The sequence below is a fragment of the Acidovorax sp. 35-64-16 genome, from assembly GCF_002281195.1.
GTDB classification, from domain to species: Bacteria; Pseudomonadota; Gammaproteobacteria; order Burkholderiales; family Burkholderiaceae_C; genus Acidovorax; species Acidovorax defluvii.
This window is the reverse complement of sequence record NZ_NCFM01000006.1, coordinates 76,358-102,440: the sequence shown is the minus strand read 5'-3', so window position 1 is coordinate 102,440 and position 26,083 is coordinate 76,358. Positions and strand designations below refer to the sequence as shown.

Annotated in this window: 21 protein-coding genes; 12 read left to right on the top strand and 9 right to left on the bottom strand. The window is 63.1% G+C overall.

Annotated elements, in window-relative coordinates:
* The first annotated feature begins 59 nt into the window (after positions 1-59).
* Positions 60-1,466: a class II fumarate hydratase gene (gene fumC / locus B7Y64_RS06850; protein WP_291323864.1), complete on the top strand. Its 1,407-nt coding sequence runs from the start codon at positions 60-62 to the stop codon at positions 1,464-1,466.
* Positions 1,467-1,595: 129 nt separating this feature from the next.
* Here fumC and proX read toward each other — a convergent pair whose 3' ends face one another.
* From proX to B7Y64_RS06830, 4 genes are all read right to left on the bottom strand, one after another.
* On the bottom strand, positions 1,596-2,612 hold the full coding sequence (gene proX, locus B7Y64_RS06845; RefSeq protein WP_291323863.1) for a glycine betaine/L-proline ABC transporter substrate-binding protein ProX: 1,017 nt from the start codon (positions 2,610-2,612) through the stop codon (positions 1,596-1,598).
* Positions 2,613-2,675: 63 nt separating this feature from the next.
* On the bottom strand, positions 2,676-3,938 hold the full coding sequence (proW, locus tag B7Y64_RS06840) for a glycine betaine/L-proline ABC transporter permease ProW (protein WP_291323862.1): 1,263 nt from the start codon (positions 3,936-3,938) through the stop codon (positions 2,676-2,678).
* On the bottom strand, positions 3,935-5,191 hold the full coding sequence (gene proV, locus B7Y64_RS06835; protein ID WP_291323861.1) for a glycine betaine/L-proline ABC transporter ATP-binding protein ProV: 1,257 nt from the start codon (positions 5,189-5,191) through the stop codon (positions 3,935-3,937). Before proV ends, proW begins: the two co-directional genes overlap by 4 nt.
* 585 nt (positions 5,192-5,776) lie before the next feature.
* A complete protein-coding gene (locus B7Y64_RS06830; protein WP_291323860.1) occupies positions 5,777-6,376 on the bottom strand; it encodes a TIGR00645 family protein in 600 nt (199 codons plus the stop codon).
* A 142-nt stretch (positions 6,377-6,518) separates the two neighbouring features.
* Between B7Y64_RS06830 and acs the strand changes: the two genes are divergently transcribed.
* The gene (gene acs / locus B7Y64_RS06825; protein ID WP_024815456.1) at positions 6,519-8,513 is read left to right on the top strand and encodes an acetate--CoA ligase; all 1,995 of its coding nucleotides are present in this window, start codon (positions 6,519-6,521) and stop codon (positions 8,511-8,513) included.
* Positions 8,514-8,698: 185 nt separating this feature from the next.
* Entirely contained in the window at positions 8,699-9,166 is a 468-nt protein-coding gene (locus B7Y64_RS06820) for a hypothetical protein (RefSeq protein ID WP_024815455.1), read from the top strand.
* Between the two features lie 139 nt (positions 9,167-9,305).
* Here the strand turns inward: B7Y64_RS06820 and B7Y64_RS06815 are convergent, their stop codons facing one another.
* Positions 9,306-9,611, bottom strand: coding sequence for a c-type cytochrome (locus tag B7Y64_RS06815; protein ID WP_024815454.1), 306 nt, complete (start codon positions 9,609-9,611; stop codon positions 9,306-9,308).
* A 116-nt stretch (positions 9,612-9,727) separates the two neighbouring features.
* On the opposite strand from B7Y64_RS06815, the gene B7Y64_RS06810 reads away from it, so the two are divergent.
* A complete protein-coding gene (locus B7Y64_RS06810) occupies positions 9,728-9,970 on the top strand; it encodes a TIGR04438 family Trp-rich protein (protein WP_024815453.1) in 243 nt (80 codons plus the stop codon).
* Positions 9,971-10,059: 89 nt separating this feature from the next.
* Positions 10,060-11,916, top strand: coding sequence for a dihydroxy-acid dehydratase (ilvD, locus tag B7Y64_RS06805; protein WP_291323859.1), 1,857 nt, complete (start codon positions 10,060-10,062; stop codon positions 11,914-11,916).
* 132 nt (positions 11,917-12,048) lie between these two features.
* Here the strand turns inward: ilvD and B7Y64_RS06800 are convergent, their stop codons facing one another.
* Positions 12,049-15,006 carry a DEAD/DEAH box helicase family protein gene (locus B7Y64_RS06800; RefSeq protein WP_291323858.1) on the bottom strand — a complete coding sequence of 986 codons (2,958 nt, stop codon included), beginning with the start codon at positions 15,004-15,006 and terminating at the stop codon, positions 12,049-12,051.
* Positions 15,003-17,159, bottom strand: a complete 2,157-nt coding sequence (locus tag B7Y64_RS06795) for a site-specific DNA-methyltransferase (RefSeq protein ID WP_291323857.1) — start codon at positions 17,157-17,159, stop codon at positions 15,003-15,005. The genes B7Y64_RS06800 and B7Y64_RS06795 overlap by 4 nt, the downstream gene beginning before the upstream one ends.
* A gap of 98 nt (positions 17,160-17,257) precedes the next feature.
* Here B7Y64_RS06795 and B7Y64_RS06790 point away from each other — a divergent pair, with 98 nt between their 5' ends.
* Both B7Y64_RS06790 and lgt read left to right on the top strand, forming a co-directional pair.
* On the top strand, positions 17,258-17,695 hold the full coding sequence (locus B7Y64_RS06790; protein ID WP_291323856.1) for a transcriptional regulator: 438 nt from the start codon (positions 17,258-17,260) through the stop codon (positions 17,693-17,695).
* A 123-nt stretch (positions 17,696-17,818) separates the two neighbouring features.
* Positions 17,819-18,646 carry a prolipoprotein diacylglyceryl transferase gene (gene lgt, locus B7Y64_RS06785; RefSeq protein WP_291323855.1) on the top strand — a complete coding sequence of 276 codons (828 nt, stop codon included), beginning with the start codon at positions 17,819-17,821 and terminating at the stop codon, positions 18,644-18,646.
* Positions 18,647-18,698: 52 nt separating this feature from the next.
* Here lgt and B7Y64_RS06780 read toward each other — a convergent pair whose 3' ends face one another.
* Positions 18,699-19,532, bottom strand: a complete 834-nt coding sequence (locus B7Y64_RS06780) for a hypothetical protein (RefSeq protein ID WP_024815447.1) — start codon at positions 19,530-19,532, stop codon at positions 18,699-18,701.
* Between the two features lie 353 nt (positions 19,533-19,885).
* Between B7Y64_RS06780 and B7Y64_RS06775 the strand changes: the two genes are divergently transcribed.
* The 5 genes from B7Y64_RS06775 (at position 19,886) to B7Y64_RS06755 (ending at position 25,520) form a co-directional block, all read left to right on the top strand.
* Entirely contained in the window at positions 19,886-20,554 is a 669-nt protein-coding gene (locus B7Y64_RS06775) for a GntR family transcriptional regulator (protein WP_024815446.1), read from the top strand.
* Complete coding sequence (locus B7Y64_RS06770) at positions 20,551-22,053, top strand: malonyl-CoA decarboxylase (RefSeq protein WP_114656561.1); 1,503 nt, start codon at positions 20,551-20,553, stop codon at positions 22,051-22,053. The genes B7Y64_RS06775 and B7Y64_RS06770 overlap by 4 nt, the downstream gene beginning before the upstream one ends.
* A gap of 63 nt (positions 22,054-22,116) precedes the next feature.
* Positions 22,117-23,109, top strand: a complete 993-nt coding sequence (locus tag B7Y64_RS06765) for a tripartite tricarboxylate transporter substrate binding protein (protein WP_291323854.1) — start codon at positions 22,117-22,119, stop codon at positions 23,107-23,109.
* A gap of 20 nt (positions 23,110-23,129) precedes the next feature.
* Positions 23,130-23,948 (top strand): enoyl-CoA hydratase/isomerase family protein, encoded by an 819-nt coding sequence (locus tag B7Y64_RS06760; RefSeq protein WP_291323853.1) that lies wholly within the window; start codon positions 23,130-23,132, stop codon positions 23,946-23,948.
* A gap of 6 nt (positions 23,949-23,954) precedes the next feature.
* Positions 23,955-25,520 (top strand): malonyl-CoA synthase, encoded by a 1,566-nt coding sequence (locus B7Y64_RS06755; RefSeq protein ID WP_291323852.1) that lies wholly within the window; start codon positions 23,955-23,957, stop codon positions 25,518-25,520.
* Between the two features lie 109 nt (positions 25,521-25,629).
* Here the strand turns inward: B7Y64_RS06755 and B7Y64_RS06750 are convergent, their stop codons facing one another.
* Positions 25,630-26,073 carry a universal stress protein gene (locus B7Y64_RS06750; protein WP_024815441.1) on the bottom strand — a complete coding sequence of 148 codons (444 nt, stop codon included), beginning with the start codon at positions 26,071-26,073 and terminating at the stop codon, positions 25,630-25,632.
* Positions 26,074-26,083: the final 10 nt, after the last annotated feature.

Below are 26,083 nucleotides of genomic sequence, written 5' to 3'. Positions count from 1 at the left end.
GCCCTGGTGTTTCTATCCCTTCATTCCATTGGCTCGCAGAGCAGCAAGGCAGAACTGTGATGACATCCCGACCCGACCCGGCCGCAGTCCGCACCGAGAAAGACAGCTTTGGTCCCATCGATGTGCCCGCCCAGCGCCTGTGGGGCGCGCAGACCCAGCGTTCGCTGCAGCATTTTGATATTTCGGGCGAGCGCATGGCGCCGGAGCTGATTCGTGCCCTGGCCCAGGTCAAGCGCGCCAGCGCCTATGTGAACAATGCGCTGGAACTGCTGAATGCCGCCACGACCACGGCCATTGTGGCGGCGGCCGACGAGGTGATTGAAGGCGGCCATTTGCAGGAGTTTCCGCTGGTGGTGTGGCAGACCGGCTCGGGCACCCAGACCAACATGAACATGAACGAGGTGCTGGCCAACCGCGCCAGCGAGCTGCTGGGCGGACCGCGCGGCGAGGGGCGTCTGGTGCACCCCAACGACGATGTGAACAAGAGCCAGTCGAGCAACGATGTCTTTCCCACCGCCATGCACCTGGCCGCAGTGGAGGCGCTGACGCACCGGCTGCTGCCTGCATTGCAGCAACTGCGCACCACGCTGGCGGACAAGGCCGCAGCCTTTGAAGACATCGTCAAGATTGGCCGCACCCATCTGCAAGACGCCACACCGCTCACACTGGGGCAGGAAATATCGGGCTGGGTGGCGCAGCTCAAGCATGGCGAGCAGCATGTGCGTGCCGCACTGCCGCACCTGTGCGAGCTGGCGCTGGGCGGCACTGCCGTGGGAACGGGGCTCAATGCGCCCGCCGGTTATGCCGCAGCGGTGGCCCGCGAGCTGGCCGACCTGACGGGGCTGCCCTTGATCACTGCGCCCAACAAGTTCGAGGCCCTGGCCAGCTGCGATGCGCTGGTGCATGGCCACGGTGCACTCAAAACCCTGGCCGCCAGCCTGATGAAAATTGCCAACGACGTGCGCTGGCTGGCCAGCGGGCCGCGCAGCGGGCTGGGCGAGATCACGATTCCCGAGAACGAGCCGGGCTCGTCCATCATGCCGGGCAAGGTGAACCCCACGCAGTGCGAGGCGCTGACCATGCTGTGCGCGCAGGTGATGGGCAACGATGTGGCCATCAACATCGGCGGTGCTTCGGGCAACTTCGAGCTGAATGTGTTCCGCCCCCTGGTGATCCACAATTTTCTGCAAAGCGTGCGCCTGCTGGCCGACGGCATGGCCAGTTTCAACCACCATTGTGCCCAGGGGATCGAGCCGCACCGCGCCCGCATGGCCGAGCTGGTGGAGCGCTCACTGATGCTGGTGACGGCGCTGAACCCGCACATCGGCTACGACAAGGCGGCGCAGATTGCCAAGAAGGCCCATACCGAAGGCAGCAGCCTGCGCGATGCGGCCATTGCCTCGGGCCATGTCTCGGCCGAGCAGTTTGACGCCTGGGTGGTGCCGCAAGACATGGTGGGCCGATAGCCGACACCCGCCAGCGCCCGTGGTGCTGCACGCCAGCAGTCATGCAGGGATTTGAAGTGCTATAATAAACATAGCTGCTAGCGCTTTATGGTATTGCGCTAGAGCCTGTTTTTATCATTAATTTGCGTGCTATTTTGCCGCGGCAATGGCCTGGGCAATCCAGCCGTCAAACGTCTTTTGGTGCGCCTTGATCCAGCCGTCGGTGTGGCGTGCGATGTCGCTGGCCTTGTTTTCGCCCCGGCTCATGCGCAGGTTCTGGGCGTTGATGTCGGCCACCGGCAGCTGCATCACCTCAAACAGCCGGGCGGCCGCCGGGTTCTGGTCGGCAAAGGCCTTGTTGGCCATGATGTGCTGCTGGTTCACCTTGAACCCGTAGTTTTTGCCGTTGGACAAACGGGTGTCGTCCTGCGCTGCGGCCGTGGGGGAATCGGGCACCTCCAGCCAGACCACATCGGTGCCGGGGCGCAGCACGGCGCTCACCCAGTAGGGCGTCCAGGTGTAATAAAGGATGGGCTGCCCTTGTTTGAAGCGGGCAATGGTGTCGGCGATCAGCGCGGCATAACTGCCCTGCTTGTGGGTGATGGAGCCGCCGAGCTGGTAGTTTTTGAGGTGGCGTTCGATGGCCAGCTCGCAGCCCCAGCCAGGGTTGCAGCCGGTCAGGTCGGCCTTGCCGTCGCCGTCGGTATCAAACAGCTTGGCCAGTTGGGGGTCTTTGAGCTGGGCGAGGTTGGTGATCTGGTAACGCTCGGCGGTCTTCTTGTCGATCAGGTAGCCCTGGGCGGCGTTGTCGGAGTACACGCCCTTGCGGTAGAGCTTGGCGTCGCCACCGCTGTTTTTGTAGAAATCGGCGTGCAGCAGATTCCAGTGCGTTGCCATGAAGGTGGCGTCGCCGTTGGCAATGGCCAGGTGCTCTGTAGCGGGCTCCAGGTCTTTCATGGGCTGCACGTCGTAGCCCAGTTTTTCCAGGGCGCGCGCAACCAGCAGGGTCTGGAAGGCCTCTTCGGCAAGCGAGCTCTTGAGGGGCTGCACGCTCACGCCCTTGCCGGGCAGGTTTTGCGCATGGGCGGCTCCTGCCAGGCTGAGGGCCAGCAAGCTGGCAGCGATGGCGGTCTTGGCGCCGTGGGTGAAAAGTGGCTGATTGGACATGGCTGCGGTCTCCTTGAATGAGGGTGCGGGAAATTCGATCAATGGTGGTATGCGGCCCAAGCCCTAGCGGCGGGCCGGTGCCAGATCGGCGGGGGCTTCAGGTGCCGCCGACGCTGCGGGTGTGGTGGCGGTGGTGGCAGTGCGGCGCACCAGGCGCCACGCCAGACCGGCCGGTCCGGTCTGCCACCAATGGCGCACACCCCGGCGCGGCCGGCCCATGGCCTGGGTGATGCGGTCCAGCGTGACGGCCAGCAGCACAATGCCCAGACCGCCCACGGTGGCCAGGCCCATGTCCAGGCGGCCAATGCCACGCAACACCATCTGGCCCAGGCCGCCCACGGCAATCATCGAAGCGATCACCACCATCGACAGCGACAGCATCAGCGCCTGGTTGATGCCCGCCATGATGGAAGGCATTGCCAGCGGAAGCTGCACCTTGACCAGCAACTGCCAGGGCGAAGCGCCATAAGCACGCGCGGCTTCGATCAGGTCGGGGCGCACCTGGCGCAACCCCAGGTTGGTCAGGCGCACCAGCGGCGGCAGCGCAAACACGATGGTGACAATCACCCCCGGCACGTTGCCAATGCCAAACAGCATGACCACCGGCACAAGGTAAACAAAGGCGGGCGTGGTCTGCATCGCATCCAGAAACGGGCGCATCCAGCGCTGGGCGCGGTCGCTGGCTGCAAGCACAATGCCCAGCGGCAGACCGATCACGATACAAAATGCCAGCGAGGTCAGCACCAGCGACAGCGTCACCATGGCCTCGGACCAGATGCCCAGCAGGGCCACCAGCAGCAGCGAGACCACGGTGCCCAGGGCGATGGCGCGGCCCGCGAACTGCCACGCCAGCAGGCTCAGCAGTGCCACCATGGCCAGCGTGGGCACACTGGTGAGCAGGCTTTCCACCCAGGTGAGCGTGCCGTCAATCGGCGCGCGCACGGTCTGGAAGAAAGGACGAAAGTTCTCTACCACCCAGCCCAGTCCCTCGTTGATCCACGATTCGATGGGCAAAGAGCCATCCCACAGTTGCTGGATGTGCCAGCCACGGGACGCGGCATCGGTGCTGTCCAATGGTGTGGTTGCGGCCTGTGCCGGGGCATCCAGCCAGCTGCCGGTGCTGTCGGTGGCGTCACTGCCGGCCGGGGCTGCGCCCCATGGGTCGGCGTTCTCGGTGGTTGCTGCCGTAGTGGGCGCATCCGACGCTGCGGCAGGCAAATCCCAGGGCGTGACGGCTGCGCCGGAATCTCCCGCTGTGGCCCAGGGGGCGGTATCGGCGGGCGGTGGCAGCGCGGTTGCCGCGGGCGTGTGCAGTGCATCGGTCATGCGAAGCTCCTTTCTTGGGCGAGGGTTTCCTCAGGCGGTGCCGAGGGCGGAACCGGCGGGGTGTCGCGGTCCAGAAACTTCAGCAACGTGGTTTTGCTGATGGCGCCCTGAAATTCGCCTAGCGGCCCCAGCACCGGCAGTGCGCAGGGCGCCTGCGCCACCTGGCCAAACAGGTCGGCCACCGCCATGTCGGCGGCGATGGGCTCCACATTGGGCAAAAAGGCGTGTTGCAAACCCCTTGGCCCCACATGGCCCTCGAGTGCGGTGCGCAGCGAATCGGCCGACACGGTGCCCAGGTAGCGCTGCGTGGGGCTGACCACGTAGGCAAAGTCGCGGTCCTGGTCTTCCAGCTGCTTGAGCGCGGCGCGCGAGCCGCGGTCGTTGTGTTCGGACACCACGGTGAAGCGCTCACGCGCAATGTCGCCGGCCTTGAACACGGCAGCGGCATCCACACCGCGCACGAAGCTGCGCACATAGTCATTGGCCGGGTTGCGCAGGATGTCGTCGGGCGTGCCCACCTGCACCACCTGGCCGTCTTTCATGATGGCGATGCGGTCACCGATGCGCATGGCCTCGTCCAGGTCATGCGAGATGAAAACGATGGTGCGCCGTCTGATCTGCTGCAGGCGCAGCAACTCACTTTGCATCTCGGTGCGGATGATGGGGTCGAGTGCCGAGAAGGCCTCGTCCATGAGCAGGATGGATGGATCGGACGCCAGCGCGCGCGCCAGGCCCACGCGCTGCTGCATGCCGCCCGACAGCTCGTCGGGATAGCTGGCACCCCAGCTGGCCAGGCCCACCTGCTCCAGTGCCTGCGCTGCCTGCGCCTGGCGCTCGGCCCGGCCCACGCCCGCCAGCTCCAGCCCCAGGGCGGTGTTGTCGAGCACATTCATGTGCGGCATCAGCGCGAAAGACTGGAACACCATGCTGATGTCCTTGCGCCGCAGTGCGCGCAATTGCCCGCTGGTCAGGCTGCTGATGTCGGTGTCGTCCACCAGAATGCGGCCGGCCGAGGGCTCGATCAACAGGTTGAGCAGGCGTACCAGCGTGGATTTGCCAGAACCGGACAAGCCCATGACCACAAAGATTTCACCCGCCTCAATGGTGAAAGTGGCGTCGAATACGCCGATCGAGTTGCCGGTGCGCTCCAGAATCTCGTGCTTGCTGCAACCCTGGCGGACCAGCTCCAGTGCCTGCTGCGGCGCCTCGCCGAAGATTTTGAACACATGGTCGATGGTGATTTTTTTGGCCACGCTGGTGGATCTCCCTCGTTGAATGGGTGGAACACAGCCCGCCCGCCATTGGCGGACAGGTTCGAAGCCCTTGTGAGGCCCTGATGCGGCGGCCAACCCTGGCTGAGATCAGCACACGGGAGGGCACGAAATGGATAGGCACTGGCCGTGCCAGCTTGGCCCGAATGGCACGCAAGGTGGTGCGCAAGGGCCAGAGGTGTCCCGGCAGCGGACCCGGGGGAGGACGCTGGGACCACGGCTGCCACCGGGCAAAGGCACGGCGGCGGGGCATCAGAGACAAACTTTGACGGGCTGGAGCGACCGCGAAGGCCACACCAGGAACACATTGCAACCCCGTTGGGGCTGAATTACCTGCGTTGCAGGTGGTGAATGAGAACCGAAGTATACGGATTCAGTGTTTTTGGGTCAAAACAGGGGTTTTTCAAAACCGGGTATACACGCGCGTTGTTCCGGTCGCGATGCGCCCCGACCGGGTCCCGTCGGCGGGGGCATCCTTCTTCTATAGAGGTGCTTTTGCTATAAAATTAATAGCTGCATGCGCTTTATATATAAGCGCTTGAGGTTAATTTGACTAAAAATTATGGCTCAGTGCTTTACATGGCTGCTGTTGAGCAGCTTGTCGGTGTAGGCAATGGCCACTGCACTGGTAAGGAAGACCACATGGATGATGGTCTGCCACATCAGCACCTTCACGTCGTAATTGGCGGCGTTGATGAAGGTCTTGAGCAGGTGGATGGAGCTGATGCCGATGATTGACAGGCCCAGTTTCACCTTCAGCACCGAGGCATTCACGTGCCCCAGCCATTCGGGCTGGTCGGGGTGGTCGTCCAGGCCCAGCCGGCTCACAAACGTTTCATAGCCGCCCACGATCACCATGATGAGCAGGTTGGAGATCATCACCACGTCGATCAGCGCCAGCACCACCAGCATGATCACGGTTTCGTTCAGCGCGGTGATCTGCACCTCGGGCTTGTAGCCGATGCTGGTCACCAGGGCCTGTAGCGCCGTCTGGCTGCCAAACACGGCTTCGACCAGGTGCCAGAGTTCGAGCAGGAAATGCCACACATACACGGCCTGCGCCGCAATCAACCCGAGGTAAAGCGGCAGCTGCAGCCATCGGCTGGCAAAAATCAGCGCAGGCAGGGGACGCAGGGGAGACGGGGGTTTGGGCGTTGGGGTGGACATGAAGGCCTGAGCAGGAAATGGAATGACGCCGGATTTTAGGTTGCGCGCGGGCTGACAAGCTTTAAGCTGAGGCCCGTCAGTGGCTTGTAAGTGGGGTGGCAGACAGTACCGCACAGTTCCATCAGACCCAGGAGACAACACCATGAGTTCGCCCAATTCCTCTATCGAGTCCGTGCTCGTCGAAAACCGCGTGTTTCCGCCCTCGGACGCGATTGCCAAGGCAGCCCGCATTTCGGGCATGGCGGGTTACGAAGCGCTGTGTGCTGAGGCCGACAAGGATTTCGAAGGTTTCTGGGCCCGCCTGGCACGCGAAAACCTGCAATGGACCAAGCCTTTCACCCGCACCCTGGATGAATCCAATGCGCCGTTCTATCAGTGGTTTGCCGATGGCGAACTCAATGCATCGGCCAATTGCCTGGACCGCCACATCGGCACCCCCACCGAAAACAAGACGGCCATCATCTTCGAGGCCGACGACGGCGCGGTAACCCGCATCACCTACAAAGAGCTGCTGGCCCGCGTGAGCCAGTTTGCCAACGCCCTCAAGGCCCACGGGGTGGAGAAGGGCGACCGGGTGTTGATCTACATGCCCATGACGATCGAAGGCGTTGTCGCCATGCAGGCCTGCGCACGCATTGGCGCCACGCACAGCGTGGTGTTTGGCGGCTTCAGCGCCAAGGCGGTGCACGAGCGCGTCATCGACGCGGGTGCCGTGGCCATCGTCACGGCCAACTACCAGATGCGCGGCGGCAAAGAGTTGCCGCTCAAGGCCATCATCGACGAAGCATTGGCCACTGGCGGCTGCGACACCCTGCGCAACGTGTTTGTGTACGAGCGCACGCCCACGGCGTGCAACATGGTCGAGGGGCGCGACAAGACCTTTGCCCAGGCACTGGCCGGCCAGAGCACCGACTGCCCGCCCGTGGCGGTGGGTGCCGAGCACCCGCTGTTCATCCTCTACACCTCGGGCTCTACCGGCAAGCCCAAGGGCGTGCAGCACAGCACGGGCGGTTACCTTTTGTGGGCCAAGCTCACGATGGAATGGACGTTTGACCTGCGTCCCGACGACATCTTCTGGTGCACGGCCGACATTGGCTGGATCACGGGCCACACCTATGTGACTTATGGCCCGCTGGCCGCAGGCGCCACGCAGATCATCTTTGAAGGCATCCCCACGTTCCCGAATGCCGGGCGCTTCTGGCAGATGATCGAGCGCCACAAGTGCTCCATTTTCTACACCGCTCCCACGGCCATCCGCTCGCTCATCAAGGCAGCCGAGGGCGATGCGGCAGTGCACCCCGCGCGCTCCGATCTGTCGAGCCTGCGCATCCTGGGCAGCGTGGGCGAGCCCATCAATCCCGAAGCCTGGATGTGGTACTACAAGCATGTGGGCGGCGAGCGTTGCCCCATTGTGGACACCTTCTGGCAAACCGAAACCGGCGGCCATGTCATCACGCCGCTGCCCGGTGCAACGCCGCTGGTGCCCGGCAGCTGCACGCTGCCACTGCCCGGCATCACTGCTGCCATCGTGGACGAAACAGGCAACGACGTGGCCAATGGCGCGGGCGGCATCCTGGTCATCAAGCGCCCATGGCCCAGCATGATCCGCACCATCTGGAACGACCCCGAGCGCTTCAAGAAGAGCTATTTCCCTGAAGAACTCAAGGGCTACTACCTGGCCGGCGACGGCGCCGTGCGCAGTGCCGACCGTGGTTACTTCCGCATCACCGGCCGCATTGACGACGTGCTCAACGTCTCGGGCCACCGCATGGGCACGATGGAAATCGAATCGGCACTGGTCGCCAAGACCGACCTGGTGGCCGAAGCCGCTGTGGTGGGCCGCCCCGACGATGTGACCGGCGAGGCAATTTGCGCTTTTGTGGTGCTCAAGCGTTCGCGCCCCACCGGCGACGAGGCAAAGGCGATTGCCAAAGAGCTGCGCGACTGGGTGGCCAAGGAAATCGGGCCGATTGCCAAGCCCAAGGACATCCGATTTGGCGACAACCTGCCCAAGACCCGCAGCGGCAAAATCATGCGCCGCCTGCTGCGCTCCATCGCCAAGGGCGAAGCCATCACCCAGGACACCAGCACGCTGGAAAATCCCGCAATTCTGGATCAGTTGTCGCAGACCAACTGATCCAGAAGGGCGCCGCAGGCGCCCGCGCGCAACGCTTGCACAGAGTGCCACCTGCACTTGCCACTGTAGGACGGCACCGGCACCTTCCAAAGTTCCAGGCCGGGTGACGTGGTCATGAGGTACAACACAGCATCTGCACCCTGGCCATGTCGGCCGGGGTGATGCTTGCCTACCGGAGTACTTTCATGCACATGCGATCAACCATCTTGCTGTTCATCGTGCTGGCCATCGCCGCACTGGCCGCGCTCAACTGGGAAATACTGGCCGCTTCATCGCTGGTTTCCGTGGGGTTGATGACCTTTGAGGCACCCCTGGGGTTGCTGATGTTGGGCTTGACCACGCTACTCGGCGTGTTCTTTGTGGCCTATGTGCTGTCCTTGCAGGGCTCGGTGCTCATGGAGACACGTCGCCACACCAAGGAGCTGCAAGCCCAGCGCGAACTGGCGGACAAGGCTGAAGCGTCGCGTTTCACGGAACTGCGCAGCTTCCTTGAGGCCCAGCACTTGAAATCCCATACCGATTTGCTGGCGCGCCTGGACATCCTGGAGTCGCACCTCGCGGCCAGGGCAGAAGAGTCTGACAACACCACTGCCGCCTATGTGGGGCAGCTCGAGCAACAGTTGCTGGGACGCCCTGGCTCCAGCGTGGTGTGAAGCAACGCCTTGCCGGTTGTGCTCGGCCAAAGTGAGGAGTGCGCGGTGTGAAGCGCCCAAAACAATGGCCGCGTTTCCCGGAGGGAAAGCGCGGCCAGAGGATGCGGAGCGTTGCGCTCCGCAGCGGGCATGGGCCGAATTACTTCTGCGTCATCACCCAGGCAGCCAGCTTCTTGGCATCTGCTTCAGCAACTTGAGCGTTGGCGGGCATGGGAACGGGACCCCACACGCCAGAGCCGCCCTTGATGATCTTGGTGGCAAGCTTGTCGACAGCGTCTTTTTGGCCGGCGTACTTGGCTGCCACATCCTTGTAGGACGGACCAACCATTTTCTTGTCGACAGCGTGGCAAGCCATGCAATTCTTCGAAGTGGCCAAGGCCAAGTCAGCCATTGCAGGAGCTGCGACCGACAGTGTCATGGCAAGAGTAATCAGCGTACGTTTCATGGTGGGTTTCCTGAGGTTGAGTTACAGTGCTTTCAACGAAATTGTAGTGACTTGGGTTGACATTGCCACGCCTTTTGTCAATTCATTCATCAGAATTGTGTTTTTTGGAGATAACCATGTATCTGTTAGGTCTCGGTCTCGTTCTGGCGTTGCTCAAATATCTTGAAATCGGACCCGTCGCTGCATGGTCCTGGTGGTGGGTGCTGTCGCCGTTTGCCATCACCACCTTATGGTGGGCATGGGCCGACTCCACGGGCTATACCAAGCGCAAGGCCATGGAGAAAATGGACCAGCGCAAGCAAGACCGCATCAACAAGCACAAAGAAGCGCTGGGGATCCAGCCGCGCAAGCCGCGCTAGGCATGGTGGCGATGCCCGACCGCCAGCTGTCGCGATAATTGCGTACACATTGCCCCTGATTCCCGCGTAACCCTTTACCCCACATCACGATGCCCGTTTACCGCTCCAAAACATCTACCGCCGGTCGCAACATGGCAGGTGCGCGCTCGCTCTGGCGTGCCACCGGCATGAAGGACGACGACTTTCAAAAACCCATCATTGCGGTCGTCAATTCGTTCACGCAGTTCGTGCCGGGGCATGTGCACCTCAAGGACATGGGCCAGCTGGTGGCGCGCGAGATCGAAGCGGCTGGCGGCGTGGCCAAGGAATTCAACACCATCGCTGTAGACGACGGCATTGCCATGGGCCACGACGGCATGCTGTATTCGCTGCCCAGCCGCGACATCATTGCCGACTCGGTGGAATACATGGTCAATGCGCATTGCGCCGACGCCATGGTATGCATCTCCAACTGCGACAAGATCACGCCCGGCATGCTCATGGCTGCCATGCGCCTGAACATCCCCGTGGTGTTTGTCTCGGGTGGCCCGATGGAAGCGGGCAAGGTCAAGCTGGCCAACCCCGGCACGCACAAGCTCGAATTCAAGAAACTCGACCTGATCGACGCCATGGTGATGGCGGCTGACGACAATGTCTCAGACGCCGACCTGGCCGAGGTGGAGCGCTCTGCGTGCCCCACCTGCGGATCCTGCTCGGGCATGTTCACCGCCAACTCGATGAACTGCCTGACCGAAGCGCTGGGCCTGTCGTTGCCCGGCAACGGCACCGTGGTGGCCACGCACGCCGACCGCGAAGCCTTGTTCAAGCGCGCCGGCCACCTTGCAGTGGAACTGTGCAAGCGCTACTACGAACAGGACGATGCCACGGTGCTGCCGCGCTCGATGGGCTTCAAGGCCTTCGAAAACGCCATCACGCTGGACATCGCCATGGGCGGCTCCACCAACACCATCCTGCACATCTTGGCCATTGCCCAAGAGGCCGAGATCGACTTTACCCTGGCCGACATTGACCGCCTCTCGCGCGTCGTGCCCCAGCTGTGCAAAGTGGCACCCAATACCGACAAGTACCACATCGAAGACGTGCACCGCGCGGGCGGCATCATGGCCATTCTGGGTGAGCTGGACCGTGCGGGCAAGTTGCACACTGACACCCCCACCGTGCACGCCAAGACGATGAAGGACGCACTGGACCAGTGGGACATCGCCCGCAACCCGTCGCAAGCGGTTCAAACCTTCTACAAGGCCGGCCCCGCCGGCATCCCCACCCAGGTGGCGTTCAGCCAGAGCACCCGCTGGCCCAGCCTTGACATCGACCGCGCCAAGGGCTGCATCCGCTCTGCGGACCATGCTTTCTCGCAAGAAGGTGGCCTGGCGGTGCTGGTGGGCAATATCGCGCTCAACGGCTGCGTGGTGAAAACGGCCGGGGTTGATGACGCACTGATGGTGTTCGAAGGCCCAGCCCACGTGGTCGAGTCGCAAGACGAAGCGGTGGCCAACATCCTGGCCGACAAGGTCAAGGCAGGTGACGTGGTGATCGTGCGCTACGAAGGCCCCAAGGGCGGCCCCGGCATGCAAGAGATGCTCTATCCCACCAGCTACATCAAGTCCAAGGGCCTGGGCAAAGCCTGCGCGCTGCTGACCGATGGCCGCTTTTCGGGTGGCACCTCGGGCCTGTCCATCGGCCATGCCTCGCCCGAGGCCGCAGCCGGTGGCGCGATTGGCCTGGTGAAGAACGGCGACCGTATCCGCATCGACATCCCCAACCGTTCCATCAACGTGCTGGTGTCGGACGAAGAGCTGGCCAAGCGCCGCGCCGAGCAAGACAAGCTGGGCTGGAAACCCGCGCAGCCGCGTCCGCGCAAGGTGTCCGCCGCCCTCAAGGCGTATGCCAAGCTGGTGATGTCGGCCGACAAAGGTGCCGTGCGCGACCTGTCGCTGCTCGACTGACACAGCCCGGCGCGCAGGCGCTGCGCACAAAAACCCGCCGGTGGCTCGCACGGCGGGTTTTTTTATGGTGCTTTGTTTTTGATAGCTGGTGACGTTTATTCCATCAGCGCCAGAGGCTGTTTTGCCTGTCAATCAAAGCAAACTGGCTTGTAGCGATGCGCTGGCCAGTGGCCGCAGCCTTGCATAGTCCAGCAACTCTGCCAAGTGTGCTCCTTTGGCTTGCCATTCGTGCACCACGTTTTCGGCCAGCAGCACGTAATGCCAGGGCAGGCCCTGCCGGTGTTCTGGTGCCAAGGCATTGACGCGCTCGCACCACGCGATGGCCGCTTTCAGTTTGCGTTGCACGTTGGGGTGAATCGCCTGCTGCTGCGCCTTGGTTTCCACCAGAAAAATCCCGCTGGCCGTGCGCACCAGAAAGTCCGGCGAATAGAACGCGGGCAGCCCATCGTCCTTCACATAGCGCAGGCGGGCAAAAGTGTGGCGGTTTTCGCTGATCTTGCAAAACGCCAGAACCTGCGCATCGGCCTGCGCCCAGTGGATGAAAGCGCGCTCCAGCCCTCCATTGCGCGCGGGCCAACCCAGGCGGGTGTAGATGCACTTGCTCACCTCCACCGAATGGGCCTCCCGCAGCATTAGGCGCGGCACTTCGCTCAGGTAGCGCGCGTGCACCTCGGTGTGGCCGCTGGGGTGCTGCTCTTCGGATTCGAGCAGCGCCACGGCAAACACCTTGGTAATGTGCTCCACCACCGGCTGCAGCAGCAAAAGTCGCCAGTTTTCATCTTCCAGCGGGTTGAAGGCGGCGCCAAACAGCCGCGTCCAGATGTAGTCGTCCAGCCAGCCAGTCAAATCGGCGGTATTGACCTGCAAATAGGGCTTGGCCAGGTGCGTGGCAATTTTGTTGCCCTTCGGCAATGGCTCGCTCAGCGCCTGGCTGATGCGCCGCGTCAGGCGCGCCAAATAATCGTTGTAGCCGCCCACGTTCATCACCGCACCATCGACGCGGTAGTCGCCAAACAGTGTGGCGCTTTGCAGGTCTTGCGAGATGAAGGTGTCGCCCTTGCCCAGCAAGCCGCGTAAGGCGTCTGCCGACATCGCCGTGAAGGCGGGCAGCGCCAGCACATCCACGGCGGCGTGGCCCCGCAGTTCGTCCGCCTCGCGCAGGATGAATGGAATGCCGAAGTCAAATTTCTCGAAGCCCTCGCGCAGCTCGGCGGCGATCACGTCGCCGGTGCTGGAGGTGTCGTCCATGCTTTCGCCCGTGGTGCCCGCCACGCCTTCCTTCAGCAGCTCGTCGTAAAACGACTGGAAGGCCGGGTGCTCGACGATGCTCAGCACATCGATCAGGTTGGCCGGTTCCTGCCCGGCGTTGATGCGCTCGCGGTTCTCGCGTTTCAGGTCCGTGTATTCAGCGTCGCGCCACATCAGCCGCAGGCCCCGGCCAATGGTTTGCTCCAGCAAAATTTGCGCTTGCGAGCTGCGCAGCGGCACGATGACGCAAATGTTGTTCACGTCAAAGCCTTCGCGCAGCATCAGCACGCTCACGATGACACGCGGCGTGGCATGTTTGTCCACGCTGAACAGCCGTTCGCGCACCGGCGCCCAGTCTTTCTCGCCCAGCTCGGCTTTTTTGCCCGAGTCAATCGTCATCACCTCGTCCGGCTGCAAGCCTTCCTGCTCTTGCAGAAACTGCGCGACCAGGGGCGACACTGTGGTGTCCTCGCACACCACCAGCATCTTGGGGTGGCGCTTCGGGTCGATGCGGGCAAAGTCCGCCTCCAGCTTGCGCAGCTTTTTGAGGCCGGCCCTCAGCATCACGCGCTGGCCCTCACTCAACACGGGGTTGCCCGCCTCGTCGCGCTCGGCTTTGAACTCCAGCGGCAATGCGCCTATCTCTTTGCGCCGGTCCAGCACCAAAGACTTGACCAGCCCGGCGCGCATGGCTGCCTTCAGGTCAAAGTCGGTGACGATGTGCGCAAAGTACAGCTTCTTCTTGTTCTTGCCGCTGCCCACGTCGTTGTACGGCGTGGCAGAAAAGTCCACTTGCACAAAGCGCCGGCCCTTGGTTTCGGCAATGCGGCTCAGGCTCTTTTGCCACTCCACCTCGGTCACCTCGCCCTCGCGCTTGAACTCGTGGATGTGGTGCGCCTCGTCGTTGAACACCATCAGCTCAGGCAGAGCGGCCAGAAACTCCAGCACGTTGCCGCGCGCATAGCGGCGGTCGAGCACGTCCAGGCTGTTGCCCGTGGCGCGGCCGGGCGTCAGGGGCAGCACGGCGTTCACCACCTGCTGCGGCTCCAGTGGCGCGCCGGGCGCTTCCACTTCTTCCACGTCGTCCGCCACCTCGCCCTCGGCCAGCAAATGCCAGTTGGTGATGGCGATCATGCCGTTGCCCGTGGCCTTCAGGCCGATCTCGCCCTTGCTGCACACATTGCCGCGCACAAAGGCAAACACTGCGTCGCGGTGCGCCTCGGGGATGAACAGGTCGGCAAACTGCGCCATATCGGAAGTGGCGAAATCTCTTGCCCCGCTTGCGCTGCCTGCTATCAATTTTCCGCAAAATGCATCCAGCAGACGCTCGTACACAATCAGCCCCGGCGCCACCACCATGAACTGACGCGTAAAGCGCGCATCGTCCTGCCCCTCGGCCAGGGCGGCATTCTTGTTCAAAAGCTGCCAGATCAGCAGCGCCTGCAGCACCCAGGTTTTGCCCGTGCCCGTGGCCATCTTGAAGCAGTACTTGGGGTGCGCGTGCTTGGCGCTTGAGACCTCGGCCAGCCGGGTGCCCGCCAGCAGTGCATCGGGTGCCACCTGCTGGTACAAATCCTGCAGCGTGGCCGCGCCCAGCACCTCGTGCGCCACGATGGCATTCAGGATGGCCTGCTTTTGCCCGGCATGAAAGTTCAGCCCGCCGCGCGCAGCCACCATGTCTTCGCCAAACCACCATCGCAGCAGGTCCGCCGTGGTGGGGGTGACGAGATCCAGTATGTCGGCAGCCCCGGATTCAAGGCCCAGGCACAGTTGCCGGGTTCTGGTTGTGAGCCCGGTGGACAGGGCCATCGGGTCTTGCTGGGATGGTTGGGTGCTCGTCATGCGGCCTCCGCGAGGGTCACCACCTCGGCTTCGAAGCCAAACACATCCACCACCCGCACGCACACCTTGCGCGGGCCGCTCTTGGCGGGCACGCTCAAAGTGGCCTGCGTCACCACGCGCAGCGCGTCGGCATCGTTGGCTGTGTTGCCCCGGTAGTCTTGCCACACCGAGCGAAATACTTTGCCGTCGTAGTCCGGGTCTACCGCCCAGTATTCGATCAACGCCAGCGGCTCAGCATTGGCCACGGCCTGCAGCTTGGCGCGGTTGGCGTCGTCGAGGTTGATGGCCTCGGGCGAGAGCAGCACGTAATTTTTCAGGCGTACGTTCAGGGTTTCTTCGCGGCCCTGCACGCGCCGCTGCACCGGGTGGATGGTGAGATATTGCAAGCTGGAAAAGCGCACCTGCCCGCGCAGCTTGTCGATGCCGCCCTTCTTTTTCAGGCGGTCCATCAGGTCGGGCGGAATCACCAGCACTTCCAGCCGGTCATCGTTCAGCGCGGTGATGGTTTCGCCAATGCTGGGCTCAAAGTTCCAGCCCAGCACCACCACGCGGTCCCAGCCGCCCAACAGGTTGTCGCGCTGGGCAATGGCTTTCTTCAGGGTGGCGGTGCCGGTGAGCTTGTTGGGCGAATCGGCCAGCACCAGCGTTTTGCTGCCACGCCGGCCATTCAGTTCGACGCCCGCAATCTGGCCCAGGTTGCGCTGCGGGTTGACCTCGGGCGGCAGGGGCAGGGCGCCGTACAGCGACAGCACGATCTGCGACAGATCGCCAATGCGGAAGTCTCGCCCCAGTGTGGCCTTGGCGGCTTCTACCTGGTAATCACCGATGGCCTGGTAGAGGAAAGGTTTCGCTTCGAGGTCGATCAGGCGCTTGCGCATGATCATGCAGGCGGGTTTGCCCAGGTCGGTGGTGATCCAGCGGCGGCCGAGTTTTTCGGCCACGGCGGCCGTGGTGCCGGAACCTCCGTTGAAATCCGCGACGAGACCGCCTTCGGGGCAGGAGGCTCGGATGATGCGATCCAAGAGCTTTTCGGGCTTCTGGGTGCCGTAGTCCAGACGCTCAAGTGCTTGGGATTGGACTGGGAGGATGTCGTCCCAAAGATTTTGAATTGGGAAGCCTTGCCAGTCATCAAGATACATTTTTCGTCTGATTCGTCCATCGGGATTCTTCGGGAAGATGAGTCGCCCACTTCGATCCATTTCCTCCATTACTGATCGGCTGACAGCCCAACCGTTTTTGGGTGGCGCGTATCCCTTGTAGGTGTATTTCAAGTTTGGGCGATCCGCAGGATTGCCCAGATCTCCACTCCAATAGCGCCGCCCATCAGGCTCTATGAGATTGAATTTCGATGCAATCTCATCCTGACCTACATCTCTGCGAAATAGTGGCTCGAAATGGAACTCTTGCCCTTTGCCATAGAAGTAAACGGAATCAGTTTGAACGCCGAACTCATTGTTTGAGCTAGCCGTTCCTGTTCTGCGTTTCCACACAATTTCATTGCGAAAGTTGTCCTTCCCAAACACCTCATCCAGCACCAACTTCACGTAATGCCCCACATGCCAATCCAGATGCACATAGATCGAGCCGGTGTCCGCCATTAGCTCGCGCATCAGGATCAGGCGCGGCGTAATCATCGCCAGGTAGGACGCGGTGCCGTCGCTCCAGGTGTCCGAGTACGCAAACTGCTCAATTACCGTGGGCTTTTGCTCCAGCTCCACGCCCGGTAGCGTGACCTTGGTGCGGTAGTCGGCCTTGCTGTCGAATGGCGGGTCGATGTAAATCAAATCGACTTTGCCGCGCAGGCTGGGCGTGTCTTCATCGCCCGCCAGCAGTGCGGCCATGGCCAGCAGGTTGTCGCCGTAGATCAGGCGGTTGGCCCAAGGCGCCAGGGTCTGAGTCTCGGGTGCGGTGCCCAGCGTGGCTTGCGGGCTGGCCAGCAGGCTGCCTTGCCCCGGTGCAAACACGTTTTGCTGCGCGCTGCGCTGTTGCTGCGTCACCCAGTCTTGCGCAGCGCTGTCCTTGGCGGGCAACACCACCTCGCGCGTTTGCAGGCGCACGCGCTGGCGGCTTTCCAGGCTCTCCAGGATGCGTTCGGCTTGTTTGCGCCCGTTGGCGACGATTTCGGGGAGTTGTTCGAGCAGGGATTTAGGCATGGAGAGGCAAAGGTCTTACAGAACATACCCAAAAGGGGACGTTTTGCGTCAACTGTAAGGGATTTTTGCTGGCGGTTCCGTTGCCAACTTGCGCTCCTATGAGTGAAAAGCAGGAGTTCAGTGAGCGACTACGGGCAGCCATGCAGGCACTGCGCTTTGCACCCAGCGCGGCCGTTCTGGAACGCGAGTTCAATCTGCGGTGGTCGGGCAACCCCATTCGCAGGCAGGCGGCATGGAAATGGCTCAATGGCGAAGCGATACCCACACAGGACAAGCTTCAGGAGCTCGCCCGCTGGCTCAAGGTGGAGCCGCACCAATTGCGGTTTGGTGAACATGCGCTTCGCCATTTGCGCAGTGAGCAGAAACGCTGGGACGAAGGCGTTGGCTACCTGGAACGGGAAACCTTCGACGCCTTCCTGCAGTTGCCCGCCCCGCAGCGCAAGCTGATCCGTGAAGTGATCCTGACCTTTGCCAAGGTACACCAGGGCGGTGCGACGCCGCACGATGCATCGGCAGACCCGGTGAATCCCGAATAATCAAAAACCATAGCTGCTCGCGCTTTCTGGACAAGCGCTGGAGGCCAATTTGATTCAAAAAATGTGGGATAGCGGCCGTGGGCTACAACCCAGCGCTCCATGCCGGGCACAATACCCGCCACCATGCTGACCTATCCCCACATCGACCCCGTCGCGCTGCAACTCGGCCCCGTGGCCATCCACTGGTACGGGCTGACCTACCTGGCGGCCTTTGGCCTGTTCATGTTTTTGGGCCTGCGGCGCCTGCGGCACGAGCCCTTTTCCTCCATTACCGGCGCGGGCGCCTGGACGCGCAAGGACGTGGAGGACATTCTTTTTCTCGGCGTGGTCGGCGTGATCGTGGGCGGGCGCCTGGGCTACTGCCTGTTCTACAAGCCGGGCTACTACGCGGCGCACCCGCTGGAGATTTTTGCGGTGTGGCAGGGCGGCATGAGCTTTCATGGCGGGCTGCTGGGGGTGATTGCTTCGTTCTTATGGTTTGCGCGCACGCGCAAGCGGCCCTGGCTCCAGGTGGCCGATTTTGTGGCGCCCTGTGTGCCCACGGGGCTGGCGGCCGGGCGGGTGGGCAACTTCATCAATGGTGAGCTGTGGGGCCGCTTTGCCAGCCCCGACTTGCCTTGGGGCATGGTCTTTGCGCACAGCGGGTCGATGCAGCCGCGCCATCCGTCGCAGGTGTACCAGTTTCTGCTGGAAGGCCTGCTGCTGTTTGTGCTGCTGTGGCTGTATGCGCGCCGCGAGCGCCGCCCAGGCCAGGTGGCGGCAGCGTTTCTGGTGGGTTACGGCACGTTCCGTTTCATCGCCGAGTATTTCCGTGAACCCGATGCCTACCTGGGTCTGCTTTCGCTGGGCATGAGCATGGGCCAGTGGCTGTGCCTGCCCATGATCGCGGGCGGTGTGGGCCTGTGGCTGTGGGCGCAACGCCAGCCAGTGGTTGCTCGGAAATTTGGGTGAAATAAGGCTCTAGCGCTTGATGGGTAAGCGCTAGCAGCTATTAAAAGCATAGTTACTGCCGGGCGCTGAGTTCGGCCACCTGCTGGCGCAGGGCAGCGTTTTCGGCCGTCAGCTCGGCAATGCGCTGCTGCAGGGCGGCCACGGTGTCGGGTGCGGGTTCGCCTGCCGACACCACCGGTTCTGCGCGTGGCTTGCGCTGGGCTTCGCGCACGCGCTTGGCTGCCTGCTTCAGCTCATCCTTGCCGGCCATGGCGGCTGCCACCTGTTCTTCGGCGGGCAGGCTGGCCACCGCGGCGGCCGCGTTGATCGAGATCGTGCCGGACTTGACCGCCGCCACCACTTCGGGGGCCGCCTGCTTGCGGATCTTTTCGATCATCACCACCTGGCTGCTGCTCAGCCGTGCGGCCCTGGCAATGGCTTCACGGCTGCTCAGGGGGTCGGTGGGCGGCGGCTGGGTGACAGGGGCCGAGGGCTCTGCGTTGCTGGTCGCGTCGTGTTCGTTGTGCGCGGCGTGCCCGGCGGGCGTTTGCGAAGGGCTGGATGCCGCCAGTGCTGCGGCGCGCCGCTCGGCCACGATCTCGCGTTTGCGCAGTGCCAGCACGCCACGCTGAAAATCCGAAACGCTGCGCCGCCCCAGGTGCTGGTCGATCATCCACAGGTGCACGTCCTGCATCGACTGAAAGCGCGTGTTCTGTACCGTCTGGAACGGCAGTCCATGCTTTTGGCAGATGCCATAGCGGTTGTGGCCGTCCACCAGCACATCGCCCCACAGCACCAGGGCGTCGCGGCAGCCCTCGGCCAGCAGGCTGCGCTCCAGAGCTTCGTGCTCCTCGGGGGTCAGCGGGTCGATATAGGCTTTGAGGTCTTGGTTGATGACGATGTTCATGGCGGTATGGGTGGGCAGGGCAGGGGCGGCATTGTAGGTGCACGGGGTGCGGTGCAGGCCGGTGCTGGCCGTCAGCCGGGGGCCTTGGCAGTGCGCTACCGAAAGAGGGTGGGGGCGGCACGGGACAAGGTGTCCAGCCACCGCGGGCCGTTGGGGCCTTGGCCTATAACGCCTCGTGCTGGAAAGCCCTGATGGATTTAGTTCGCATCATTTTCCATAATTATGAAAAATTACATTGAATGTGCTGCCTTGGCGTCGTGTTCGATGCGATTGCAGGATGATGCGTCTTGGGCCTGTGTCGGGGTGGCAGCACCCCATGCCGGGCCCGGTCAACCCAGGAGCCATTTGCCGCCATGCGCCCCGTTCCCAACTCTCTGCACGACGAAGCCGCATCGCGGCTGCGCGAGCAGATCTTTGCGGGGTCGTTGCCGCCGGGCAGTTTTCTGGACGAGGCCGCGCTGTGCGAGCGACTGGCCATATCGCGCACTCCCCTGCGCGAGGCGCTCAAGGTGCTGGTGGCCGAAGGCTTGCTGCGCCACGAGCCGCGCCGTGGCTGCTTTGTGGCCGAGGTCACCGAGCGAGATCTGGACGAAATTTTCCCCGTGATTGCCTTGCTGGAGGGCCGGGCGGCGCATGGGGCCACCTGCCGGGCAGGCGATGCCGATGTGGCAGCGCTGCAAGTGCTGCACCAGCGCCTGCAGCAGTGTGCCGCCGAGGGGCGCATTACCGACTACTACGCCGCCAATCACGCCATTCACGAAGCCTTCATCACGCTGGCCGACAACCGCTGGCTGGCCCAGGCGATCGGCGATTTGCGCAAGATATTGCGCCTGGCCCGTTTGCAGCAACTGCATGCACCGGGCCGCCTGCAGCAAAGCCTGGCCGAGCATCTGGCGGTGTTTGACGCCCTCAAGCGCCGCGACAGCGAAGCGGCGGAGGCCGCCATGCGCACCCATCTGCTGCACCAGCGCGAGGCGCTGCGTGATGTGGCCCGCAATCAACAATCCAGGTTGAACCCATGACCAACACCACCGAATGGATCACCCGCAGCGTGTCGCGGCTGCGTTCCGGGGCGCCGTCCACCGACAAGGCACCCAAGGCGTCCAAACCCGCGGCCGACAAACCGTTGGCCGACAAGCAGGTGGCCGATGGCGCAGCCACCAAGGTGCCAGCGCCGCGCTCCACGCACGAGCGCCTGCAGGCCACGCTGCGGCGCGGCAATGAGTCGCTGTCGCCCCGCGCCCTGCGCCGCCTGCTGGCCGATCTGCAAGACGTAGTGGCGCCACAGGTCAGCGAGCTGGAAGGTGGTCGCCGTGCCCAGGTGGTCGCCGGCTGGTACGGCCAGGCCGAGCCCGAAGAGCGCCGCGACATGTGGTTGCTGCTGTGCGAGCAGTTTGCGCCCGATGCCACGCGCTTTCAATCGGCGCGCCAGCGCTACGAAGCCGCCGCCGGCACAGCCGACGAAGGGCAGGCAGAAATCAGCCTGCGCCGGGCCCTGGTGTCGCCGCGCACGCGGCTGATGCAGCGTTTTGCCGTTTTTCCTGAGGGCATGCGCTTTCTGGTGGACTTGCGCGCCGAGCTGCTGCCCCAGCTCAAGTCCGACAAACGGCTGGTGGCGCTCGATGCCGATCTGGAGCACCTGTTCACCACCTGGTTCGACGTGGCCTTTCTGGAGCTCAGGCGCCTGTCGTGGGATTCGCCGGCCTCGCTGATCGAAAAGCTCATCAAATACGAGGCCGTGCACGACATCCGCAGCTGGGCAGACCTGAAAAACCGGCTCGACAGCGACCGCCGCTGCTACGGCTTCTTTCACCCGCGCCTGCCCAACGAGCCGCTGATTTTTGTGGAGGTGGCGCTGGTGGACCGCATATCCAGCAGCATCACGCCGCTGCTGGACGAGGCGGCGGCACCTGCCGATCTGAAAAAGGCCACGACCGCCATCTTCTATTCGATCAGCAACACGCAGCCGGGGCTGCGCGGCGTGAGCTTTGGCGATTCGCTCATCAAGCATGTGGTCGAAACGCTCACAGCCGAGTTTCCGCGCCTGCGCACTTTTGCCACGCTGTCGCCCATTCCGGGCTTTCGGGGCTGGCTGGGCAAGAATGCAGGCGCCATGCTGGAGCGCCTTGACGAAAAACGGCGCACCGAGCTGGGCCGGGCAGTGGGGGCCGAGCCGCCGCAGTCTGCCCATCTGCTTGCTGCCGCAGACAAGGCGCTGGAGCTGGACGCGCGCTCGCCCGTGCGCCAGATGTTGATGGAATGTGCCGCTTACTATCTGGGGCGCGAGCTGCAAGATGGCAAACCCGTGGACGCAGTGGCGCGGTTTCACCTGGGCAACGGCGCCCGTGTGGAGCGCATCAACTGGGCAGGCGATCCGTCGGCCAAGGGAATGAAACAATCGTTTGGGCTGATGGTGAATTATTTGTACGACCTCAAGCGCATCGACAAGCACCGCAACCTGCTGGCCCAAGGCAAGGTGCCGGTGTCGGGGGACATCGATAGCCTGTGCCGCGGCGGATAGGCAGCACGCCAGGGCTTTGGGGGGCTTTCTCTTTCCATTTTTATAACGACGACAGGAGACAAAATGAAAGAAAACCGCATGCAACGCCGCACGCTTCTGGCTGGCGCCACCGCAGCCGGGCTGGCAATGGCCACAGGCGGCAGCTGGGCGCAGTCGGCCTGGCCCAACAAGCCTGTGAACCTGGTGGTGCCGTTTCCCGCCGGGGGTGGCACCGATGCCTTTGCCCGCCCCCTGGCCGCACAGTTTTCCAAGGTCACGGGCAAGACGCTGGTGATCGACAACCGGGGTGGGGCGGGCGGCACCGTGGGCGCCAGCTACGCGGCCAAGGGCGCCCCCGATGGCTACACCCTGTTCATGGGCGCTGTGCACCACGCCATTGCGCCGTCGATGTACCCCCGGCTCGACTACAACATCGAGAAGGATTTCGTCCCGCTGGCGCTGCTGGCCAATGTGCCCCAGGTGCTGGTCATCAACCCCAAGGCCGTGCCGGTCAGCAATTTCAAGCAGTTTTTGGAGCACGTCAAGCGCAACCCCGCCAAGCTCAACTACGGTTCGGCCGGCGCCGGCACCTCGCACCATCTGGCTGGCGAGCTGTTCAAGCAGCAAACGGGCACCTTCATCACGCACATTCCTTACCGCGGCGCCGGCCCGGCGCTGCAAGACCTGATTGCTGGCAATGTGGACATGATGTTTGACGGCCTGGGCTCGTCGGCCACGCACATCAAGAGCGGGCGCATCAAAGCGCTGATGGTGTCGGGCAATCAGCGCAACCCTGCCTTCCCCGATGTGCCGTGTGCCGCCGAGGTGGGCCTGCCCGACTACACCGTGACCACCTGGTACGGCCTGTGGGCGCCCAAGGGCACGCCGGCCGATGTGCAGGCGCGCATCGTCGAAGACATTCGCCGCATCGGCACAGCCGACGAAATCAAGACCATCTGGGCCAGCAACGGTGCCGACTACGGAGGCATGACGCAGGCGCAGTTTGCGAGCTTTGTCAGCGCCGAGGTGGGCCGTTGGGCGCAGGTGGTCAAGGCCGCTGGCGCCAAGCTGGACTGAAGCACGCAGAAAGGGATCGTATGTCTGGGGAAGTTGTCGCGGCGCGGGCCGCAGGAGCGGCCGGCGAAGCGGGTGTGGTGCAGGTCACGCTGCGCCACACCGGCCGGCTCAACGCGATGTCACGCGCCATGTGGCGCCAGCTACGCTCTGTTTTTGAGAGCATTCAGCGCAATACAGATGTGCGCTGCGTGCAAATAGAGGGGGCAGATGGTGCTTTCTGCGCTGGCGGCGATATTTCGGAATATCCGGCGTTCCGCTTTGACGCCGCCGCGCTGCGCGACTTCCACGAAAACGACGTCTGGGGTGGGCTGCAGGCCATGCTCGATTGCGACGTGCCCATCGTGGCGCACATCACCGGGGCCTGCATGGGCGCTGGCGTGGAGATTGCCAGCTGTTGCGATATCCGCATTGCCGGCAGCAGCGCACGCTTTGGCGCGCCCATCGCCCGGCTGGGTTTTCCCATGGCACCGCGTGAAGCGCAACTGGTGGCGGGCGCGGTGGGTGATGTCACCGCGCGCCAGATGCTGCTGGAGGCAGCCACCTTTTCTGCAGCAGAGATGCTGGCACGCGGGTTTCTGAGCCGCGTGACCGAGCCCGCACTGCTGGCCGCCGATGCGCTGGGCACGGCCTGCCGCGTGGCAGCGCTGGCGCCTGGTGCTGCACGCATGAACAAGCAGACTTTTCGGGCATTAAAAGTGCCGCAAGCGCCCGATGGTAAAGCGCAAGCAGCTATTGAAAATATAGTAAATGGCACACCCGACCCCTATGCCTACGCCGACAGCGCCGAGCACCGCGAAGGCATTGCCGCCTTTTTGGCCAAACGTTCTCCTGTTTTTTGATTTGCCATGACCCAACCGAACAGCAACTCCAACCTGTTTTGCGCCCTGCGCGCCGCTTTTCCTGGCGACCTGGACCAGATCGCCGTCGAAACCACCTCGCCCCAGGGCGAGCCGCTGCTCTACACCTGGCGCGACCTGGACCACGCCTGCGCGCGCATCGCCAATCTGCTGGCGTCACTGAAGTTGCCTTCGGGCAGCCGCGTGGCGGTGCAAGTCGAAAAGTCGGTCGAGGCGATGCTGCTGTATCTGGCCACGCTGCGCGCGGGCTATGTGTTTTTGCCGCTCAATACCGCCTACCAAAGCGGCGAGATTGAATACTTTGTGGGCAACGCCGAGCCCGCTGTGGTGGTGTGCACGCCGGGCAACTTTGGCTGGGTGTCCAAGATCGCCTTCAAGGCGGGCACGCAGCATGTCTTCACACTGGGCGACGACCGCACGGGCAGCCTGCTCGATCGTGCCGCGCCCCATGCCGACGTTCACCAGCCTGTTGACAAGGGGGTGGATGACCTCGCCGCCATTCTGTACACCAGCGGCACCACGGGCCGCAGCAAGGGGGCCATGCTGACGCATGGCAACCTGCTGAGCAATGCCGTCACGCTCAAGGACTACTGGGGCTTCCAACCCGGCGATGTACTCATCCACGCGCTCCCCATCTTTCATGTGCATGGCCTGTTCGTGGCCATTCACGCCGCGCTGCTCAATGGCAGCAAGATGATCTGGATGGCGAAGTTCGACCCCAAGGCCGTGCTGGCGGCCATGCCGCGCGCTACCGTGTTCATGGGGGTGCCCACACTGTATGTGCGCCTGCTGGCCGAGGTGGGGTTGAACAAGGACGCCACGAAGAACATGCGCTTGTTCATCGCAGGCTCGGCGCCTTTGCTGATCGAAACCTTCACTGCCTGGCGCGAGCGCACCGGCCACACCATTCTGGAGCGCTACGGCATGAGCGAGACCATCATGCTCACCTCCAACCCCTATGGCGGCGACGCGCGCCATGGTGGCCAGAGCGAGCGGCGCGGCAGCACCGTGGGTTTTCCACTACCGGGGGTGGGCTTGCGCGTGGTTGATGACGCGGGCAAGGCCTTGCCGGTGGGCGAGATCGGCAACATCCAGGTGCAAGGGCCCAATGTGTTCAAGGGCTACTGGCGCATGCCCGAGAAGACGAAAGAAGAGTTCAGCGCCGACGGCTGGTTCAAAACCGGCGATGTGGGCAAGGTGGACGAGCGCGGCTACGTGAGCATTGTGGGCCGCAGCAAGGACCTCATCATCAGCGGCGGCTACAACGTGTATCCCGCCGAGATCGAGAGCGCCATCAACGACATGCCGGGCGTGGCCGAGAGCGCGGTGGTGGGGGTGCCGCACCCCGATTTTGGCGAGGTGGGCGTGGCCGTGGTCATTGCCAAGCCGGGCGCAAAGCTCGACGGCGACGCCATCCTGGCGCAACTCAAGTCGCAGCTGGCCAATTTCAAGATTCCCAAGCGCTGCTTTGTGGCCACAGAGTTACCGCGCAACACCATGGGCAAGGTGCAAAAGAACCTGCTGCGCGAGCAGCACAAGGGTTTGTTTGCCTGAACGCCCGGCTTGCCGACCATGAAAAAACGGGGCCATTGCGGCCCCGTTTTGCTTTACTTTTAATAGCTGCTAGCACTTATGGATAAAGGGCTAGAGGGTTATTTAATGCTTAACGCAGCACCAGCACAGGAATGTGCGAGTGGGTCAGCACATGCTGGGTTTCGCTGCCCAGCAGCAAGCGCTTGATGCCTTTGCGGCCGTGGGATGCCATCACGATCAGGTCGCACTTGTGCTTTTTGGCAGCCGAGATCACGGCTTCTGCCACCAGATCGGACTTGGCGATCACGGCCTTGACCGTCACGCCCTCGGCGCTGCCCTGGGCTTTCACTTTGTCAACGAGTTCCTGGGCGGCGTCGCTCCATTGCTGCTCGATGCGTTTCACGTCAACCATGTCAACCGGCATGCCGCCCTCAAAATAGCTGCGCGGGTAGCGCGGAACCACCTTGAGTGCCACCACCGTGGCGCCCGACAGGGCCGCCAGGGACAGGCCAGTTTCAACCGCCTTGTTGGACAGTGCAGAACCGTCGGTGGCAACCAGAATGCGTTTGTACATGCTTGACTCC

Excerpts from the sequence above, each read along its gene's own strand:
- fumC (WP_291323864.1), top strand. The coding sequence starts at position 60 with ATGACATCCCGACCCGACCCGGCCGCAGTCCGCACCGAGAAAGACAGC.
- proX (WP_291323863.1), bottom strand. The coding sequence starts at position 2,612 with ATGTCCAATCAGCCACTTTTCACCCACGGCGCCAAGACCGCCATCGCT.
- proW (WP_291323862.1), bottom strand. The coding sequence starts at position 3,938 with ATGACCGATGCACTGCACACGCCCGCGGCAACCGCGCTGCCACCGCCC.
- B7Y64_RS06830 (WP_291323860.1), bottom strand. The coding sequence starts at position 6,376 with ATGTCCACCCCAACGCCCAAACCCCCGTCTCCCCTGCGTCCCCTGCCT.
- acs (WP_024815456.1), top strand. The coding sequence starts at position 6,519 with ATGAGTTCGCCCAATTCCTCTATCGAGTCCGTGCTCGTCGAAAACCGC.
- B7Y64_RS06820 (WP_024815455.1), top strand. The coding sequence starts at position 8,699 with ATGCACATGCGATCAACCATCTTGCTGTTCATCGTGCTGGCCATCGCC.
- B7Y64_RS06815 (WP_024815454.1), bottom strand. The coding sequence starts at position 9,611 with ATGAAACGTACGCTGATTACTCTTGCCATGACACTGTCGGTCGCAGCT.
- B7Y64_RS06810 (WP_024815453.1), top strand. The coding sequence starts at position 9,728 with ATGTATCTGTTAGGTCTCGGTCTCGTTCTGGCGTTGCTCAAATATCTT.
- ilvD (WP_291323859.1), top strand. The coding sequence starts at position 10,060 with ATGCCCGTTTACCGCTCCAAAACATCTACCGCCGGTCGCAACATGGCA.
- B7Y64_RS06800 (WP_291323858.1), bottom strand. The coding sequence starts at position 15,006 with ATGACGAGCACCCAACCATCCCAGCAAGACCCGATGGCCCTGTCCACC.
- B7Y64_RS06795 (WP_291323857.1), bottom strand. The coding sequence starts at position 17,159 with ATGCCTAAATCCCTGCTCGAACAACTCCCCGAAATCGTCGCCAACGGG.
- B7Y64_RS06790 (WP_291323856.1), top strand. The coding sequence starts at position 17,258 with ATGAGTGAAAAGCAGGAGTTCAGTGAGCGACTACGGGCAGCCATGCAG.
- lgt (WP_291323855.1), top strand. The coding sequence starts at position 17,819 with ATGCTGACCTATCCCCACATCGACCCCGTCGCGCTGCAACTCGGCCCC.
- B7Y64_RS06780 (WP_024815447.1), bottom strand. The coding sequence starts at position 19,532 with ATGAACATCGTCATCAACCAAGACCTCAAAGCCTATATCGACCCGCTG.
- B7Y64_RS06775 (WP_024815446.1), top strand. The coding sequence starts at position 19,886 with ATGCGCCCCGTTCCCAACTCTCTGCACGACGAAGCCGCATCGCGGCTG.
- B7Y64_RS06770 (WP_114656561.1), top strand. The coding sequence starts at position 20,551 with ATGACCAACACCACCGAATGGATCACCCGCAGCGTGTCGCGGCTGCGT.
- B7Y64_RS06765 (WP_291323854.1), top strand. The coding sequence starts at position 22,117 with ATGAAAGAAAACCGCATGCAACGCCGCACGCTTCTGGCTGGCGCCACC.
- B7Y64_RS06760 (WP_291323853.1), top strand. The coding sequence starts at position 23,130 with ATGTCTGGGGAAGTTGTCGCGGCGCGGGCCGCAGGAGCGGCCGGCGAA.
- B7Y64_RS06755 (WP_291323852.1), top strand. The coding sequence starts at position 23,955 with ATGACCCAACCGAACAGCAACTCCAACCTGTTTTGCGCCCTGCGCGCC.
- B7Y64_RS06750 (WP_024815441.1), bottom strand. The coding sequence starts at position 26,073 with ATGTACAAACGCATTCTGGTTGCCACCGACGGTTCTGCACTGTCCAAC.